14 protein-coding genes and 1 riboswitch are annotated in these 17,770 nt (G+C 73.0%); of the genes, 9 read left to right on the top strand and 5 right to left on the bottom strand.

What is annotated here, in order from left to right; genetic code table 11:
- Window positions 1-3: 3 nt before the first annotated feature.
- Window positions 4-384 (bottom strand): glycine cleavage system protein GcvH, encoded by a 381-nt coding sequence (gcvH, locus tag JOE68_RS19445; RefSeq protein ID WP_204843724.1) that lies wholly within the window; start codon window positions 382-384, stop codon window positions 4-6.
- Between the two features lie 143 nt (window positions 385-527).
- Window positions 528-619: riboswitch (glycine riboswitch) on the bottom strand.
- Between the two features lie 219 nt (window positions 620-838).
- Between gcvH and ald the strand changes: the two genes are divergently transcribed.
- The 6 genes from ald (at window position 839) to JOE68_RS19415 (ending at window position 8,939) form a co-directional block, all read left to right on the top strand.
- Window positions 839-1,945, top strand: coding sequence for an alanine dehydrogenase (gene ald / locus JOE68_RS19440; protein ID WP_204843723.1), 1,107 nt, complete (start codon window positions 839-841; stop codon window positions 1,943-1,945).
- Between the two features lie 420 nt (window positions 1,946-2,365).
- Window positions 2,366-2,491, top strand: coding sequence for a hypothetical protein (locus tag JOE68_RS31895; RefSeq protein ID WP_275584730.1), 126 nt, complete (start codon window positions 2,366-2,368; stop codon window positions 2,489-2,491).
- Between the two features lies 1 nt (window position 2,492).
- Window positions 2,493-2,879, top strand: a complete 387-nt coding sequence (locus tag JOE68_RS19430) for a hypothetical protein (protein ID WP_204843721.1) — start codon at window positions 2,493-2,495, stop codon at window positions 2,877-2,879.
- Window positions 2,880-2,916: 37 nt separating this feature from the next.
- The gene (locus JOE68_RS19425) at window positions 2,917-4,212 is read left to right on the top strand and encodes an ABC transporter ATP-binding protein (protein WP_204843720.1); all 1,296 of its coding nucleotides are present in this window, start codon (window positions 2,917-2,919) and stop codon (window positions 4,210-4,212) included.
- Window positions 4,212-5,087 carry an ABC-2 transporter permease gene (locus JOE68_RS19420; protein ID WP_204843719.1) on the top strand — a complete coding sequence of 292 codons (876 nt, stop codon included), beginning with the start codon at window positions 4,212-4,214 and terminating at the stop codon, window positions 5,085-5,087. The genes JOE68_RS19425 and JOE68_RS19420 overlap by 1 nt, the downstream gene beginning before the upstream one ends.
- 93 nt (window positions 5,088-5,180) lie before the next feature.
- Window positions 5,181-8,939, top strand: a complete 3,759-nt coding sequence (locus tag JOE68_RS19415; RefSeq protein ID WP_204846187.1) for an ABC transporter ATP-binding protein — start codon at window positions 5,181-5,183, stop codon at window positions 8,937-8,939.
- A 693-nt stretch (window positions 8,940-9,632) separates the two neighbouring features.
- Here the strand turns inward: JOE68_RS19415 and JOE68_RS19410 are convergent.
- Together JOE68_RS19410 and JOE68_RS19405 are read right to left on the bottom strand one after the other, a co-directional pair.
- Window positions 9,633-10,118: an SRPBCC family protein gene (locus JOE68_RS19410; protein WP_204843718.1), complete on the bottom strand. Its 486-nt coding sequence runs from the start codon at window positions 10,116-10,118 to the stop codon at window positions 9,633-9,635.
- On the bottom strand, window positions 10,115-10,480 hold the full coding sequence (locus tag JOE68_RS19405; protein WP_204843716.1) for an ArsR/SmtB family transcription factor: 366 nt from the start codon (window positions 10,478-10,480) through the stop codon (window positions 10,115-10,117). The genes JOE68_RS19410 and JOE68_RS19405 overlap by 4 nt, the downstream gene beginning before the upstream one ends.
- A gap of 353 nt (window positions 10,481-10,833) precedes the next feature.
- Here JOE68_RS19405 and JOE68_RS19400 point away from each other — a divergent pair, with 353 nt between their 5' ends.
- Both JOE68_RS19400 and JOE68_RS19395 read left to right on the top strand, forming a co-directional pair.
- Window positions 10,834-14,583, top strand: coding sequence for a multifunctional oxoglutarate decarboxylase/oxoglutarate dehydrogenase thiamine pyrophosphate-binding subunit/dihydrolipoyllysine-residue succinyltransferase subunit (locus JOE68_RS19400; protein WP_204843715.1), 3,750 nt, complete (start codon window positions 10,834-10,836; stop codon window positions 14,581-14,583).
- A 4-nt stretch (window positions 14,584-14,587) separates the two neighbouring features.
- Window positions 14,588-14,770 carry a DUF6104 family protein gene (locus JOE68_RS19395; RefSeq protein ID WP_121009100.1) on the top strand — a complete coding sequence of 61 codons (183 nt, stop codon included), beginning with the start codon at window positions 14,588-14,590 and terminating at the stop codon, window positions 14,768-14,770.
- Between the two features lie 65 nt (window positions 14,771-14,835).
- On the opposite strand, the gene JOE68_RS19390 is transcribed toward JOE68_RS19395, so the two are convergent.
- Together JOE68_RS19390 and JOE68_RS32265 are read right to left on the bottom strand one after the other, a co-directional pair.
- On the bottom strand, window positions 14,836-15,375 hold the full coding sequence (locus tag JOE68_RS19390; RefSeq protein ID WP_204843713.1) for an AAA family ATPase: 540 nt from the start codon (window positions 15,373-15,375) through the stop codon (window positions 14,836-14,838).
- Between the two features lie 10 nt (window positions 15,376-15,385).
- Complete coding sequence (locus tag JOE68_RS32265; RefSeq protein ID WP_204843712.1) at window positions 15,386-16,348, bottom strand: LysR family transcriptional regulator; 963 nt, start codon at window positions 16,346-16,348, stop codon at window positions 15,386-15,388.
- Between the two features lie 122 nt (window positions 16,349-16,470).
- Here JOE68_RS32265 and JOE68_RS19380 point away from each other — a divergent pair, with 122 nt between their 5' ends.
- Window positions 16,471-17,766 carry an MFS transporter gene (locus JOE68_RS19380; protein ID WP_204843711.1) on the top strand — a complete coding sequence of 432 codons (1,296 nt, stop codon included), beginning with the start codon at window positions 16,471-16,473 and terminating at the stop codon, window positions 17,764-17,766.
- Window positions 17,767-17,770 lie beyond the last annotated feature (4 nt).

Genomic DNA, 17,770 nt, shown 5'->3' with positions numbered 1-17,770 from the left:
CGCTCAGTCCCCGGTCAGTTCCGCGTACTTCGCGGCCGTCAGCAGGCCCGAGGCGTCCTCGACGGCGACCTTGAACAGCCAGCCGGCGCCGTACGGGTCGGTGTTGATCAGCGACGGGTCGTCGGCCGCCGCCGCGTTGACCTCCACCACCTCGCCGCTGACCGGGGCGTACAGGTCGCTCACCGACTTGGTGGACTCCAGCTCGCCGCACACCTCGCCGGACTGCACGCGCTCGCCCACCGCGGGCAGCTGGACGAACACGATGTCGCCCAGCGACTCGGTCGCGTAGGAGGTGATGCCGATCGCCACGGGGTCCTGGGTGCCCGGCGCCCAGTCGACCCACTCGTGCTCGGGGGTGTACAGCAGGTTGTCGGGAAAGGTCACGTCGTCAGCTCCTCGGTCCACGCCGGCAGGGTCCCCACTCTGTCCTGGGACCTGAGAGCTTCGCCGCGGCGTCACGACGGCTGCGCCGTCGATCGGACCCGGCTTGCACCGTGGGTGCGCGCGAGCACGCTTTCCAGAGTCGCCTCACCCGAGCGGTTCTCGTTGCCTGAGAGTGTGCGGGGTGCTTGCTCCTTCGGCGCTCCACGGACGCTGGAGGCTCTCCCGCTCGGGTTCCGGTGCCGGTGGGCACCGCGGCCGATGTTCAGTTGGGCGAACGCGAGCACGCTAAGTCCCCGGCACGACGGGTGTCAACGCGGGTTCCGAGTGGTCCGGACCTCCTGCGGGTTGTCCGCGCGGCACAACCACCGCGGTGCCGGTTCGTGCGGATGGCACGATGACAGGCGGGGGTCGATACCGGAGCTTGGGGCTTAACAACGGCTGAAGGAGCCCCACCGTGCGGATCTCAGTACCCCGCGAGATCAAGAACCACGAATACCGCGTCGCGCTGACCCCCGCCGGCGCCCACGAGCTGACCACGCGCGGTCACGAGGTGTTCGTCGAGGCCGGCGCCGGCCTCGGGTCGGCCATCACCGACGACGAGTACCTGGCCGCCGGCGCGAAGGTCCTGGCCACCGCCGAGGACGTGTGGGGCGAGGGCGAGCTGGTCCTCAAGGTGAAGGAGCCCATCGCGCGGGAGTACCCGCTGCTGCGCAAGGGCCAGGTCCTGTTCACCTACCTGCACCTGGCCGCCGACCAGCCGTTGACGCAGGCCCTGCTGGACTCCGGCACGACCGCCATCGCCTACGAGACCGTGCAGGCGCCCAGCGGCGCGCTGCCGCTGCTGGCCCCGATGTCCGAGGTCGCGGGTCGCCTCGCGCCGCAGGTGGGCGCGTTCTCGCTGATGAAGCCGTCCGGCGGCCGGGGCGTGCTGCCCGGCGGCGTGCCCGGCGTGCACCCGGCGCGGGTCGTCGTGATCGGCGGCGGCGTGGCGGGCCTGAACGCGGCCACCATCGCCGTCGGCCTGGGCGCGGACGTGGAGATCCTGGACACCAACGTCGACCGGCTGCGCCACATCGACGCCCTGTACCGCGGGCAGCTGCGCACCGTCACGTCCACCCGCTTCTCCGTCGAGCAGGCCGTCCGCGAGGCGGACATGGTGATCGGCGCGGTGCTGGTGCCCGGCGCGAAGGCCCCGAAGCTGGTCAGCAACGAGCTGGTGGCGCAGATGAAGCCCGGCTCGGTGCTGGTGGACATCGCCATCGACCAGGGCGGCTGCTTCGCCGACTCGCGGGCCACCACGCACGCCGACCCCACCTACGTGGTGCACGAGTCGGTCTTCTACTGCGTGGCCAACATGCCCGGCGCGGTGCCCCGCACGTCCACCTACGCGCTGACCAACGTGACGCTGCCCTACGCCGTGGCGCTGGCCGACAAGGGCTGGGAAGCGGCGCTGCGCGCGGACAAGCCCCTCTCGCTGGGCCTGAACACGCACGACGGCCTGCTGACCAACCTGCCGGTGGCCGAGGCCCACGGCCTCGCGCACACCCCGCTGGACATCTGAGCCGACACGCGGCAAGGGGCGCCCACCGTCGACGGTGGGCGCCCCTTGCCGCGTTCGACGGCGAAAACGTGAAGGCGGCCCGCTCAACCAGCCTGGGGGTCACTGGGAGCGGGCCGCACGGCAATCCTAGCGGGCCACCGGTCGCCGTGCACAGCAGCCCCGGCCATCTGACACACAGATCTTTACCCGGTGGACAACTGCCCGTGTCCACTCTCAAGCAAAAGGGTGAATTCGATGCGTAACGGGTAAGTCACGGCGGCCGGTCGGCCGATGGACAGAGCGGGCCCCCGCCGCCGCACCGCGGGTCGTCCACCCTCGCGTGGCCCCGCCCACGCGCCGCCAACACCTCCGATCGGAGCGCACATGGCTGAACCTCAGGGTTGGATCGACTGCCACGACCCCTTCGGACGGGATCGCTCGATGACCGTCCTGGTCGAGGACGACCGGGTGCTGCTGGTGGCCCCGCCGGGCGAGTCGGCCGTGATGTCGGTCACGCAGACCCGCCGGCTGCACCGCCTGCTGGACCGAGCCGCCGACAGGATGTGACGTGGACGAGACGCTGCGCGCCGCCGTGCTGCACCGGCTGACCCAACTGGAAGAAGTCGCCGAGCGCGGCGCGGCCGAGGCGCTGGTGCCGCTGGCCAGGGCGGAGATCAACCGCCTCGCGGACGGCTGGCGGCTGCTGCTCACCGTGCACCAGCCCGACCCCGACGGCCGCTGCGGCGCCTGCCCCGGCGTCCTGCGGCACAGGAAGTGGCCCTGTCAGGTGTGGACGATGGCGCACCAGCACCTGATCGGCGAGGGCCTGCCGCACCGCGAGCGGCGGCGCCCGCTGCGCAGCCCGTTCGCCCGCGCCCGCGAGGCGGAGGTGACCGCCGAGCTGCCGGTCGTGGTCTCGAAACCGCGACACGCCCTCCCCGACCGACCCTCCTAGGGCAGGATGGCGCCCGAAGAGCATTCGGGAGGGACGCGTGCACGACGGCAGTGGCCGCATCGTGGTGCAGAACTTGACCAAGCAGTTCGGTCCGGTCGCAGCGGTGCAGAACCTGAGCTTCACGGTGGAACCGGGGTCGGTGACCGGCTTCCTCGGCCCCAACGGGGCGGGCAAGACGACGACCCTGCGCATGCTGCTCGGGCTGGTGACGCCCACGGCGGGCACCGGTCTGATCAACGGCAGGCCGTTCACCCAGCTGGGCAACCCGGCGCGGGTGGTCGGCGCGGTGCTGGAGGCGCAGGGCTTCCACCCCAAGCGCTCGGCCCGCAACCACCTGCGGGTGTACGCGGCGGCGATCGGCGTGCCGGACGCGCGGGCCGACCAGGTGCTGAACCTGGTCGGGCTGGGCGCGGCGGGCGACCGCCGGGTGGGCGGGTTCTCGCTGGGCATGAAGCAGCGGCTGGCGCTGGCCACCGCGCTGCTGGGCGACCCGCAGGTGCTGGTGCTCGACGAGCCGTCGAACGGGCTGGACCCCGAGGGCATCGCGTGGCTGCGGACGTTCCTCCAGTCCTACGCCCGCAGCGGGCGCACGGTGCTGATCTCCAGCCACCTGCTGGCCGAGGTCGAGCAGACCGTCGACCAGGTGGTCATCATCTCGCGCGGCCAGACCATGTACTACGGGCCGCTGGACAACCTGCGCGACCAGCAGCAGGGCCGCGTGCTGGTGCAGCCGTCGGACGCGGCGGCGCTGGTCGCGGCGCTGCAGGCGGACGGCGTCACGGCGATCGAGCAGACCCCGGACGGGCGGATCGCCGTCACCGGGGTCGAGGCCAGGCAGGTCGCCGACACCGCGCTGAAGGCGGGCGTGTCGATCTACGGCATCCAGGAGGAGAAGGCCGACCTGGAGCAGCTGTTCTTCCGGCTGACCAACGGCCAGTACACGGCTTCGGGGCCGAACCAGTACGCGGGCCCGCAGCAGCCGGGCAGCGGCTACTACGCGCCGCCGCCGGGCTACCAGCAGGGCTACCAGCAGCCGGGCTACCAGTCCGCGCCGCAGGGCCTGCCGCAGCCGACCGGCTACCAGCAGCAGCCCGGCTACCAGCCCGGCTACCAGCAGGGCTACCAGCCGCAGCCCGGTCACCAGCAGGGCTACCAGCCGCAGCCGGGCCACCAGCAGGGCTACCAGCAGCAGCCGAACCAGCCCGAGCAGCCCGGCCTGGCGGCGCAGCCCGAGCAGCCGCAGCTGCCCGCCGCGCCGCCACCCGGCTACCAGGACCCGCCATCGGGTTACCAGCAGGGGCAGGGACAGGGCGGACTCGGGGGCGGTGCGTGATGCTGGGGAACCTGGTCAAGGCGGAGTTCCGCAAGACGACCACCACGGGCCTGTGGTGGGGGCTGATGATCCCGACCGTGCTGATCGCCCTGGGCTGGGCGATGGGCACGGGGTTCGTCGGCAAGAACATCATGGACGCGGTCGGCAGCTCGGACGCCGAGGAGCTGACCCGCCTGCTGGGCATCGACCCGGCGCAGTGGCAGGTCGCCCTGTTCGGGATGGCGCGCAGCATCAACATCGCGACCATCTTCCCGATGATCTTCGGCGGCCTGGCGATCTCGAACGAGATCAACCGCAAGACGATCACCACGACCTTCCTGACCGCGCCGAACCGGGTGTCCGCGCTGACCGCCAAGCTCGTCGTCTACCTGCTGTGGGGCGCGATCTACGGCCTGGCGATCGTGGCGGCGGTGAGCATCGGCATCGCGATCACCTCCGACTCCAGCGCGCTGCCGGACGCGACGGGCTGGCTGGCGCTGGCCGGCGTCGGCGTGCTGTCGTCGGTGCTGATGACGGTGTTCGGCGTGGGCGTCGGCGCGCTGATGACCAGCCCCATCGGCACGACCGTGGTGCTGGTGCTCTACATGCTGATCATCGAGAACGGCATCCAGCTGGTGGTCAGCACGCAGGGCCTGCCGGAGCTGATCGGCTTCCTGCCCAACGGCTCGGTGAACGGCCTGACCGGCTCGGTGGCCTCCTCGCTGTTCCTGTCCACGGCGGGCGTGGTGCCCGAGGAGCTGGAAGAGGTGCTGCGGGCGATCGCGGGCGCGCTGGGCGCGTTCGACTGGTGGCTGAGCGGGTTGATCTTCATGGTGTGGACGGCGCTGTTCTTCCTGGGCGGCTGGGCCGTCACGCAGCGCAAGGACATCACCTGATCCGCCGAATCCGACCGAGAGGGCCGTCTCCTGAGGATCGGAGACGGCCCTCTCAGCTTCGCCACCCCGACCCTGTCGGACCCCGCACCTAATCTGGATCTCGTGACGCACCCCGAGGGATGGATCCGCAGGCTCGCCGCAGCGTGCTGGCAGCACCGGCCGCTGGTGGTGTGGTCGGTGCTGGCCGCCGTGGTCGGGGTGGGCCTCCAGGCGGTCTCGCCGCTGCTGATCAAGGCCGCCGTGGACGACGCGGTGGCCGGCCGCACGGACCGGCTGGCCGTGCTGGCGGCCGTGCTGGTCGGGCTGGAGCTGCTGACCTTCGGCACGGCGTTCGCGCGGCGGTTCCTGGGCGGGCGGCTGGCCGTGGACGTCCAGCACGACCTGCGCCAGGCCGTGTTCGGCGCGGTGCAGCGGCTGGACGGCCCCAAGCAGGACGCGCTGCGCACCGGCCAGGTCGTGTCCCGCTCCATCACCGACCTCCAGCTGGTCAACAGCCTGCTGTCGATGACGCCGCTGGCGTTCGGCACGGTGGTGTTCGCCGTGGCGGCGCTGGTGGCGATGTTCTGGCTGTCCCCGCTGCTGACGCTGATCGCGCTGGCCGTGGTGCCCGCGGTGGCGGTGGTGGCCGCGCGCAGCCGGCTCACGCTGTTCCCTGCCACTTGGTCGGCGCAGCAGCGCGCGGCGGACGTGGCGCAGCACGTCGAGGAGACGGTCACCGGCGTGCGCGTGGTGAAGGGCTTCGGGCAGGAGGCCCGCGAGGTCGCGCGGCTGGAGTCGCGGGCGAAGGCGCTGTTCGCCGAGCGGATGCGGGCGGCCCGCCTGGCGGCCAGGCCGACGGCGACGCTGACCGCGCTGCCGTTCCTGGGGCAGGTGGCGGTGCTGGCGCTGGGCGGGTGGCTGGCGCTGCGCGGCGAGGTGTCGCTGGGCACGTTCCTGGCGTTCGCGGCCTACGTGGCCAACCTGGTCGGCCCCACGCGGCTGCTGGCCAGCCTGATGGTGACCGCGCAGCTGGCCCGCGCGGGCGTGGAGCGGGTCTACGAGCTGGTCGACTCCCAGCCGGACGTGGTGGGTGGCGAGCGCGACGTGCCCGCCGGGCCGGTGTCGGTGGAGCTGGCCGGGGTGACGTTCGGGTACACCCGCAGCGAGCCGGTGCTGTCGGACGTGTCCCTGCGGGTCGCGCCCGGCGAGACGGTGGCGGTCGTCGGCACCGCCGGTTCGGGCAAGTCGACGGTGTCGCTGCTGCTGCCCCGGTTCTACGACGTGCACGCGGGCGCGATCCGGGTGGGCGGGGTCGACGTCCGCGAGCTGCGCCTGGAGTCGCTGCGGCAGGCCGTCGGCGTGGTGTTCGAGGAGGCGTTCCTGTTCTCGGACACGATCCGGGCCAACATCGCCTACGGCCTGCCGGACGCCTCCGACGCGCAGGTGGAGGCCGCCGCGCGGGCCGCCGAGGCGCACTCGTTCATCGCGGCCCTGCCCGCCGGCTACGACACGGTGGTCGGCGAGCGCGGCCTGACGCTGTCCGGCGGCCAGCGGCAGCGGGTGGCGCTGGCGCGGGCGCTGCTGTCCGACCCGAGGGTGCTGGTGCTGGACGACGCGACCTCGGCGGTCGACCCGGCGACGGAGGCGGCGATCCACCGGACGCTGGCCGAGGTGACGGCGTCGCGGACGACGATCCTGGTCGCGCACCGCCGCTCGTCGCTGGCGCTGGCCGACCGGATCGCGGTGCTGGACGCGGGCGAGGTGGTCGACGTCGGCACGCACGCCGAGCTGACCGGGCGCTGCCCGCTGTACCGGGAGCTGCTGGCCGGGCCGGGCGAGGCGATCGAGCAGGCCGACCCGCGCGCGGGCGCCGACCTGGAGCCGGGGCCGGACGGCACCACGCCGGAGCTGTGGCCGGAGTCGGACGAGGACGAGGTGGCCGTCCGCGCGGCGAACCGGGCGGTGGGCCCGGCGCGGGTCGCCCGGGGTGGCGGTCGCGGCGGCGGTGGCACGTCGGCGCTGCTCGGCGGCACCCCGCCGACGCCGGAGCTGCTGGAGCGCGTCCGCGCGCTGCCGCCCGCGCGGGAGGAGCCCGACCTGCGCGGCGAGGACCCGCGCGCGCCCGACCCGGGGTTCCGGCTGCGCACGCTGCTGCGCCCGGTGCGGTGGACGATGCTCGGGGTGGGCGGCCTGCTGCTGGTCGACTCGGCGCTCGCGGTCCTGCTGCCCAACCTGGTGCGGCTGGGCGTCGACCAGGGCGTCGTGGGCGGCGCGACGGGCCGGCTGTGGCTGGCCTGCGCGATCGGGCTGGTGCTGGTCGGCCTGGGCTGGGCGTCCTCGGCGGCGGGCGCGGTCGTGACGTCGCGGGTGGGCGAGCGCCTGCTGTACCTGCTGCGGGTGCGCAGCTACGCGCACCTGCAGCGGCTGGGCCTGGACTACTACGAGCGCGAGATGGCCGGCCGCATCATGACCCGGATGACGACCGACGTCGACGCGCTGTCGAGCTTCCTGCAGACCGGGCTGACGACGTTCGTGATCAGCGTGCTGACCGTGGTGGGCATCGCGGTGGCGCTGGTGGTCACCGACGCGTCGCTGGCCCTGGTGGCGCTGGCGGTGCTGCCGGTGCTGGCGGTCGCGACGGTGGTCTTCCAGCGGCTGTCCTCGCGGGCGTACGCCGAGGCGCGGGAGCGGGTCAGCGCGGTCAACGCCGACCTCCAGGAGAACGTCTCGGGCCTGCGCGTGTCGCAGGCGTACACGCGGGAGGCGCGGTCGGCGCGGGCGTTCGCCGAGCGCAGCGACGCCTACCGCCGGTCCCGGATCAGGGCGCAGCGCTACATCGCGACGTACTTCCCGTTCCTCGCGCTGCTGTCCGGGGTGGCGCAGGCGGCGATCCTGGTGGTCGGGGCGTACCGGGTGGCCGACGGCACGCTGTCGCCGGGCGTGCTGATGGCGTTCGTGCTGTACCTGGGCCTGTTCTTCGCGCCGCTGTACCAGCTCTCCGGGGTGTTCGACGGCTACCAGCAGGCCAGGGTGGGGCTGACCCGCATCGGCGACCTGCTGCGCACGCCGACCAGCGTGCCGCCGGCCGCCGACCCGGTGCCGGTGGCGCGGCTGCGCGGCGAGGTGGAGCTGCGGGACGTGGAGTTCCGGTACCCGGGCACGACGCGGCCCGCGCTGACCGGCGTGTCGCTGCGGGTGGCGCCCGGTGAGACGGTGGCCCTGGTGGGCGAGACGGGCGCGGGCAAGTCGACGCTGGTCAAGCTGGTGGCCAGGTTCTACGACGTCACCGGGGGCGCGGTGCTGGTCGACGGCGTGGACGTGCGGTCCTACGACCTGTCGGCGTTCCGGCAGCGGCTGGGCGTGGTGCCGCAGGAGGCGCACCTGTTCGGCGGCGACGTCGCGGAGAACGTCGCCTACGGCCGGGCGTCGGCGACGGCGGGCGACGTCGAGCGGGCGGTGCGGGCGGTCGGGGCGCTGCCGGCGGTGGCGGCCCTGCCGCACGCGTTCCGCCAGCAGGTCGGCGAGCGCGGCCAGGCGCTGTCCGCCGGCCAGCGCCAGCTCGTGGCCCTGGCCAGGGCGGAGCTGGTGCAGCCGGACCTGCTCCTGCTGGACGAGGCGACGGCGGCGCTGGACCCGGCGACCGAGTCCGCGGTGCTGGCCGCCGGCGACCACCTGGCCGAGGCGAGGACGACCTTCGTCGTCGCCCACCGCCTGGCGACGGCCGCGCGGGCGGACCGGATCGTCGTGCTCGACCAGGGCCGGATCGTGGAGCAGGGCACGCACGCCGACCTGCTCGCGGCCGGCGGCCACTACGCCCGCCTGTGGTCCCACAGCGTCGGCGAACCCGAGGCCGCCGGCCACCCGGGCCGCTGAGCCACCCGGGCCGCTGAGCCACCCGGGCCGCTGAGCCACCCGGGCCGCTGAGCCACCCGGCCGGGCACGAGCCGGGCCGACCGGGCACCAGCCGGGCCGACCGGGCACCAGCCGGGCCGACCGGTCCGGCCGCCCGGTCGGTTCCGGCTGGCCGGGCCGCCCTGGCCGACCGGTCCACTCGGGTTGATCGGTCCACTCGGGTCGACCGGTCACCTGGACGGACCAGTCCACTCGGGTCGACCCGGCCACCTGAGCCGGCCGGGCGGCCGATGCCGGCCGGGCCACTCGAATCGACGGGCCGGCTCGAACCGGCCCGGTCGGCCGGTCGGCGGCCGACCGGGCCGATCGGACTGTCCGAACCGACCGGATCGATCAGACCGAACCGATCAGACCGGTGCAGCCGACCGTGCCGCCGAGCAGTGGAGGCGAACCGACCGGATCAACGGGGGCAGCCGAGCCGGGAGCCGGGCGGAGCGGGCCGGGCGGAGCGGGCCGGGCGGCGGCGCAGACCGGCCCGCACGCGCCGGTTCCCCGACCGCCGCCGGCGATCGGGGAACCACTGTCCGTTGCCGGAGAACCACTGTCGGCGAACCGGGACCACCACCACGGTCGAGGGACCAGTACCGGCGATCAGGAGAACACCGACCGTTGCCGGAGGACCACCGCCGGTGGCCGGGGCGCCCGGCTCGGGGCCTACCGGCCGGCCAGCACCTCGTCGAGCTGCTCGTAACCCTCGACCACGCCGACCTCCATGCCGCTGGACAGGGCCATGTCCCGCGTCTCCCTGCTCTCGAAGACGCTGACGCAGTGCAGCCGCGACCGCCCCTCGCCCAGGTCCTCGAACTTCAACGTCTCCAGGCACACCCCGTCCGGGTAGCCCTCGAACGTGAAGGTCTGCACGATCCGCTCGCCCGGCCTGATCTCGTGGAACGAGCCGTAGAACGCGTACTCGCCGTTGTCGTCCCGGTGCGCGTACCGGTAGGCGCCGCCGGTCTGCGCCTCCCAGCGCGTGATCTCCATGGTGACCGAGCGCGGGCCCAGCCACCTCTTCACCAGCTCCGGTTCGACGTGCGCGCGGAACACCGCCGCCGCGGGCGCGTCGAACTCGCGCACGATCGTGATCGTCGGCAGGTCCCGGTCGGCCGTGAGGGCGACCTCGTGGTGCGTGGTGGTGCTCATGACGCTTCTCCCGTCCGCTCGTCCCTGGCGTCCGGACCCGTCGCGCCCGCCAACTCGGCGAGCACGGCGTCCAGCCGCTGGTAGCGCTGCTCCGCCTCCCGGCGGTACCGCTCGATCCACTTGGTCATCAGGTCGAACACCTCCGCTTCCAGGTGCGCCGGCCTCCGCTGGGCCTGTCGACCCCGGCTGACCAACCCGGCGTCCTCCAGCACCTTCAGGTGCTTGGACACCGCCTGCACGGTCACTGCGTAGGGCTGCGCCAGCTCGTTGACGGTCGCGTCACCGCTCGCGAGCCGAGCCACCATGTCCCGCCGGATGGGGTCCGCCAGCGCCGCGAACACCCGCGAGAGCCGATCTTCCACAGCCACCCCCTTGTTCAACCGTCCAGTTGAACAAACTCTAGAATTCAACCGATGGGTTTGTCAACCTTCCAGTTGAACAACCACGTGGCACCTGCCGCGCGACCACCTCCCCGCGCACCGGCCGACCGGCCCCCGCCAAGCCCTGCGCGGGCGCCGCTCCCGCCGGCGCGCACCGGGGCCGATACCTCAAGAACCGCTCAAGCACGACTAACACGACCGATTCCGGGAACGATCCTGTGAGAGAGCACTCGGTGCCCGCCCCCTCCTGTGTATGACCTGCACCGGACGGGGGACTAGCCTGACCATGAGTAAGTCACTACCAAGAGCGAGATGGATAGAGGCGAGCGCCAGCCGTGTCCAGCAGCAGTCCTGCTTCACAGTTCGGCCCCAATGAGTGGCTGGTCGAGGAGATGTACGAGCAGTTCCTCGCCGACCCGTCGTCCGTCGACCCGGCCTGGCACGACTTCTTCGCCGACTACAAGTCGACGCAGCGGTCCGGGAACGGGACGGCGACGGCCGCCGCGGAGGGCACGTCGTCCGCCGCAGCGACCGCCACCGCGACCAAGCAGCCGCCGGCGCCGCCGAAGCCCGAAACCAAGCCCGCGGCCAAGGCCGACGCCGACTCGGCGGCCAAGCCCGCGCCCGCCGCCAAGCCCGCGGCCAAGGCCGCCCCCGCCGCCAAGTCCGCGACCTCGCTGCCGCCGACCACGAGCAAGCCGGCTCCCGCGCAGGCCGCCAAGGCCGCGCCGGTGAAGCCCGCCGCCGGCGAGGAGCAGAAGCAGCTCCGCGGCGCCTCCGCCGCCATCGCGAAGAACATGGAGCTGTCGCTCACCGTCCCGACCGCGACGAGCGTGCGCGCCGTGCCCGCCAAGCTGCTGGCCGACAACCGCATCGTGATCAACAACCACCTCAAGCGCACCCGCGGTGGGAAGGTCTCCTTCACCCACCTGATCGGCTACGCGGTGGTCCGGGCGCTGCACGCGTACCCGAACATGAACCGGCACTTCGCCGAGCAGGACGGCAAGCCGTTCGTCGTCACCCCCGAGCACGTCAACTTCGGCCTGGCGATCGACCTGCCCGGCAAGGACGGCTCGCGCTCGCTGGTGGTCGCGTCCATCAAGGGCTGCGAGAACATGACGTTCACGCAGTTCTGGCAGGCTTACGAGGACCTGATCCGCAAGGCCCGCGCCGGCTCGCTGACCGCCGACGACTTCTCCGGCACGACGATCTCGCTGACCAACCCGGGCACCATCGGCACCAACCACTCGGTGCCGCGCCTGCAGGCGGGCCAGGGCGCGATCATCGGCGTCGGCGCGATGGAGTACCCCGCGCACTTCCAGGGCACCAGCGAGCAGGCGCTGGTCGAGATGGGCGTCAGCAAGATCATCACGCTCACCTCGACCTACGACCACCGCATCATCCAGGGCGCGGAGTCCGGCGAGTTCCTCAAGCGCGTCCACCAGCTGCTGCTGGGCGAGGACGGCTTCTACGACGACGTCTTCACGTCGCTGCGGCTGCCCTACGAGCCGATCCGCTGGGTCGCCGACATCCCCGAGGGCGCGGTCGACAAGACGGCCCGCGTGATCGAGCTGATCGACGCGTTCCGCACCCGCGGCCACCTGATGGCCGACACCGACCCGCTGAACTACCGCCAGCGCAGCCACCGCGACCTGGACGTCCTGTCGCACGGCCTGACCCTGTGGGACCTGGACCGGGAGTTCCCGGTCGGCGGGTTCGCGGGCCAGGAGCGGATGAAGCTGCGCGACATCCTGGGCGTGCTGCGCAACTCGTACTGCCGCACGGTCGGCGTCGAGTACATGCACATCCTGGACCCGGAGGAGCGCCTCTGGATCCAGGAGCGCGTCGAGGTGCCGCACGAGAAGCCGCCGGCCACCGTGCAGAAGTACATCCTGTCCAAGCTGAACGCGGCCGAGGCGTTCGAGACGTTCCTGCAGACCAAGTACGTCGGCCAGAAGCGGTTCTCGCTGGAGGGCGGCGAGACGGTCATCCCGCTGCTGGACGCGGTGCTGGACAAGGCCGCCGAGCACGAGCTGGACGAGGTCGTCATCGGCATGCCGCACCGCGGCCGGCTCAACGTGCTGGCGAACATCGTCGGCAAGCCGATCTCGCAGATCTTCCGCGAGTTCGAGGGCAACCTCGACCCGGGGCAGGCGCACGGCTCGGGTGACGTGAAGTACCACCTGGGCGCCGAGGGCAAGTACTTCCGGATGTTCGGCGACGGCGAGACCAAGGTGTCGCTGACCGCGAACCCGTCGCACCTGGAGGCCGTGGACCCGGTGCTGGAGGGCATCGTCCGGGCCAAGCAGGACACCCTGGACAAGGGCGGCGAGGGCTTCACGGTGCTGCCGGTCGCGCTGCACGGCGACGCGGCGTTCGCCGGCCAGGGCGTGGTCGCGGAGACGCTGAACCTGGCCCTGGTGCGCGGCTACCGCACCGGCGGCACGGTGCACGTGGTCGTCAACAACCAGGTCGGCTTCACCACCGCGCCGGAGAACTCGCGCTCCTCCAAGTACTCCACGGACGTGGCGAAGATGATTGGCGCGCCGGTCTTCCACGTCAACGGCGACGACCCGGAGGCGTGCTACTGGGTCGCGAAGCTGGCGGTGGACTACCGGCAGGCGTTCAACAAGGACGTCGTGATCGACATGGTCTGCTACCGCCGGCGCGGCCACAACGAGGGCGACGACCCGTCGATGACGCAGCCCGCGATGTACGACGTGATCGACACCAAGCGCTCGGTGCGCAAGACCTACACCGAGTCGCTGATCGGCCGCGGCGACATCTCGGTCGAGGAGGCCGAGAAGGCCCTCCAGGACTTCTCCTCGCAGCTGGAGCACGTCTTCAACGAGGTGCGCGAGCTGGAGAAGCACCCGATCAAGACCTCGCCGTCGATCGAGCAGGAGCAGCAGGTCCCGGCCAAGCTGCCCACCGGCATCGACCGCGCCACCATCGAGCGGATCGCCGACGCGCACGTCGACCTGCCCGAGGGCTTCACCCCGCACCCGCGCGTGAAGCCGGTGCTGGAGCGGCGCGCGAAGATGGCCCGCGAGGGCGGCATCGACTGGGCGTTCGCCGAGCTGCTGGCGTTCGGGTCGCTGGTGCTGGAGGGCCGCACGGTCCGCCTGGCGGGCCAGGACTCGCGGCGCGGCACGTTCGTGCAGCGGCACGCCACCCTGGTGGACCGCAAGAAGTCCGCCGAGTACACGCCGCTGCAGAACCTGTCCGACGACCAGGGCAAGTTCATGGTCTACGACTCGGTGCTGTCGGAGTTCGCGGCACTGGGCTTCGAGTACGGCTACTCGGTGGCCAACCCGGACGCGCTGGTGCTGTGGGAGGCGCAGTTCGGCGACTTCGTCAACGGCGCGCAGCCGATCATCGACGAGTTCATCTCCTCCGGTGAGGCGAAGTGGGGCCAGGTCTCCGACGTGGTGCTGCTGCTGCCGCACGGCCACGAGGGCCAGGGCCCGGACCACACGTCGGGCCGCATCGAGCGGTTCCTCCAGCTGTGCGCCGAGGGCTCCATGACCATCGCGGTCCCGTCGACGCCGGCGAACTACTTCCACCTGCTGCGCCGCCACGCGCTCGACGGCGTGAACCGCCCGCTGGTGGTGTTCACCCCCAAGTCGATGCTGCGGCTGAAGACGGCGACGTCGCCGGTCGAGCCGTTCGTCGAGGAGCGCTTCCACTCGGTGATCGACGACCCGACCCGCCCGGACCCGCAGGGCGTCGAGCGGGTGCTGCTGTGCAGCGGCAAGGTGTACTACGAGCTGGCCGCCGAGCAGGAGAAGCAGGGCCGCAAGGACACGGCGATCGTGCGCGTGGAGCAGCTCTACCCGGTGCCCGCGCGGAAGCTGACGGAGGCGCTGGAGCGCTACCCGAACGCGACCGAGGTCCGCTGGGTGCAGGAGGAGCCGGCCAACCAGGGCGCGTGGCCGTTCTTCGGCTTGGCGCTGCCCGAGCTGCTGCCGTCGCGGTTTGCGATCAGGCGCGTGTCGCGCCGCCCGATGGCCGCGCCGTCGGCCGGTTCGTCCAAGGTGCACGAGGTCGAGCAGCGCGAGCTGATCGCGAAGGCGTTCGAGTAGGCCGATGTACTTCACCGACCGAGGGATCGAGGAACTGGAGGCCCGCCGGGGCGAGGAGGAAGTGAGCCTCGCCTGGCTGGCCGACAAGCTCCGGTCGTTCGTCGACGCGAACCCGGAGTTCGAGACGGCCGTCGAGCGCCTGGCCACCTACCTGGCGCGCGACGACGAGGACGACCCGGAGGACTGACCGGGCCGACCGGCACGCCGAAGGGGCGCCCCTCTCGAGGGGGCGCCCCTTCCGCTCGTCCGGCCTCACCGGACCCGGCAGGACCCCCGCTCCAGCGCCCGCAGCACGGCCGACACCGTCTCGGCGGGCTCCTGCCCGGTGGAGTCGAGCACGTGGGGCTCGAACGGCCCCAGGTCGGCGAACTGGCCGTGCATCACGCGCACCGGGCCGGGGTTGGTGAGCGCTTCGGGCCCGCGCTCCACCGCTCGCCGCACGGTGGTCGCCTCGTCCGGCCGCAGCACGAGGTAGTGCAGTTCGAGCCCCGTGCGCGCGGCGGCGGCGCGGAACGGCTCCAGGAACCACGGCCCCACCACCCCGTCGGAGACCACCTGGTAGCCGCCGGCGGCGTAGCCGAACGCGGCCTGCGCCACCACGTCCACGACGACTTCGTTCTGCCGGTGCGCTTCCAGCCGGTACGGCGCCAGCCAACCCTGGCGGATGCAGCGGTAGAAGTCGTCCGTGTGCAGGTGCACGCTCGGGTCGAGCGCGTCGGCCAGCAACCGGGCGACCGTGCTCTTCCCCGCTCCGGGCGGTCCGCTGAGCACCACCACTCTGCCTGGTTCCACGACCCCGATCCTAGGAACTCCGCACGGGCGCCGACGCACGCCGCGCAACCGTCGCCCAGGAAGGGACCCAGACCTCCCCCTCCACCGCGGCCACCCCCCGGAAGTGCTCGATGACCGCCCCGAGCCCGGGGTGCGGGTTCGCCCTGGGGAAGATCAACGACAGCGGGTACGCGATCACCGGGTCCACGACCGGGATGCGGCGCAGGCCGTGGCCGACCGGCCAGGTGATGCGGTCGCGGTGGCCGACGAGGGTGGCCGCGTCCGCGGAGTCCGCCAGGGCGTCCAGGAGCGCCTCGACGCCGAAGTTCGGGCCCGCCCCGTCGATGCGGAGGCCGAGGTCGGTGGCGAGCTGCTGGTAGAACTCCGCCCACTCGCTGCGGGGCGCGATGCCCGGCACCCGGATCCGGTGCCCGCGCAGCCGGGCCGGCGTCAGCACCCGCTCGGTGGCGAGCGGGTGCCCCGGCCCGACGAGGAGTTCCAGCGGGAAGTCGAGCAGGTGGACCATCCGCAGGTCGCGCGGCAGCTCGGCCGGGTCGGTGACGGTGCGGAAGGCGGCGTCGACCTCGCCCGCGCGCAGGGCGGCGACCACCACGCGCGGGTCGCCGGTCTTCAGGGTCACCACGTCGAGCGCGGTCCCGGGGTGCGCCCGCCAGTAGTCGTGCAGGACGACGGCCTGCCCGGTGCGGTACCCGAGGACGTCGACCCGCAGCGGCCGCGAGCCCGGCCGGATCGCCGTGACGGCGCGGTCGAGCCCCGTGACGACGCCGCGCGCGTGCGGCAGGAACGCCCGGCCGTCGGGCGTCAGCTCGACCCCCCGGGCGGTGCGGGTGAACAGGCGGACCCCCAGCTCGCGCTCCAGGGCGGCGACCCGCTTCGAGACCGCCTGCTGCGTCACGCCCAGCTCGTCGGCCGCGTGCCGCAACTGCCCCAGCTCGGCCGCCCGGACGAACGACCGCACCGCTTCGGTGTCCACCGGCCCACCCTAGGCGTCCAACCGACCGTTGTGGCTCGTCGCGGTCCGGTTGTTTGATCGCACGCCGGTGCCGCTGCTGTGCTCCCAGGGCCCACCCCCAGCGGTCGTCGTGGAGGAGTCCCGTGCGCAGCGAGTCGGAGGCCGGCTTCGGCCGGCTGTGGTCGGCCTACGCCGTGAGCACCTGCGGCACGTGGCTCGCCTTCGGGGCGTTCCCGCTGATCGCGGTGCAGGTGCTGCGCTCGCCCGCCTTCGCCGTCTCCCTCCTGGGGTCCGCCGGCCTCGCCGTCGCGGCGGTCGTCGCGATCCCGCTGGGGCCGTGGGTCGAGCACCGGGCCAAGCGCCCGGTGCTGGTCGGGGCGGACCTGGTCCGCTTCGTCGCGCTGGCCGGCGTCCCGGTCGCGCACCTGCTGGGCCTGCTGACCTACGCCCAGTTGCTGGTGACCTCCGTCGTCACCGCCACCGCGGGCATCGCCCACGCCGCAGCGTCCGGCGCGTACCTCAAGCACCTCGTGCGCGGCGAGCGCCTCCTCGACGCGAACGGCCGGTTCGAGGCCACGGCGTGGGCGGCGACCGCGGCGGGCCCGCCCCTCGGCGGCGCGCTCGTCGGGCTGCTCGGCCCGGTCGTCACCGTCGCCGCGGACGCCCTCGGCCACCTGCTGTCCGCGCTCCTGGTCCGGCGCATCCGCGGGAGCGACGTCGCGACGCCCCGCGACCCGGCCGGCCGACGCCGCGGCGCCGCCCCGACGGGCGGGCGGTTCTGCGGCGCCGCCCCGCCGACCCCCCGGTTCCGCAGAGCCGGCCTGACCACCGGTTGGCGGTGCATCCTCCACGACCCCGTCCTGCGACGCCTGTTCGCCAACTCCGCGCTGGTGAGCGGCCTGATCACGGCCACCGTCCCGCTCCTGGCGGTCCTCCTGCTGGACCGGTACCACTTCCCGGCCTGGCACTACGGCCTCGCCTTCGGCCTGCCCGCCGTCGGCGGCCTCCTCGGCGCCCGCCTGTCGCCGCGCCTCGTCGCCCGCCACGGCCGGCACCGGGTCATGGTCGTCTCCGGCCGGCTGCGGTCGCTGTTCCCGCTCGGCCTGGCCTTCGCCCACCCGGGCGTCTCCGGGCTCCTCACGGTCATCGTCGTCGAGTTCCTGCTGATCACCTGCATGGGCGTCTTCAACCCCGTCCACGCGACCGTGCGCCTGCAACGGACCCCCGCCGACCGCACCGCGCAGGTCCTCGTCGCGTGGAGCACCGGCAGCAAGCTCGCGCAGGCGGCCCTCACGGCGGTCTGGGGCGTCCTCGCGACGCTCACCAGCCCGCTCGCCGCGATCACCGCCTCCGGCGTGCTCCTGCTCGCCACGCCGCTCCTGCTCCCCGACCGGGCGCACCTGCCCGACCCCTCCCCCGCGGAGCGGCAACGGCGGTGAGAGC

Source organism: Saccharothrix algeriensis (assembly GCF_016907655.1).
Lineage (GTDB): Bacteria > Actinomycetota > Actinomycetes > Mycobacteriales > Pseudonocardiaceae > Actinosynnema > Actinosynnema algeriense.
The sequence above is the reverse complement of the archived record's forward strand: the minus strand, read 5'-3'. Positions and strand labels throughout refer to the sequence as shown.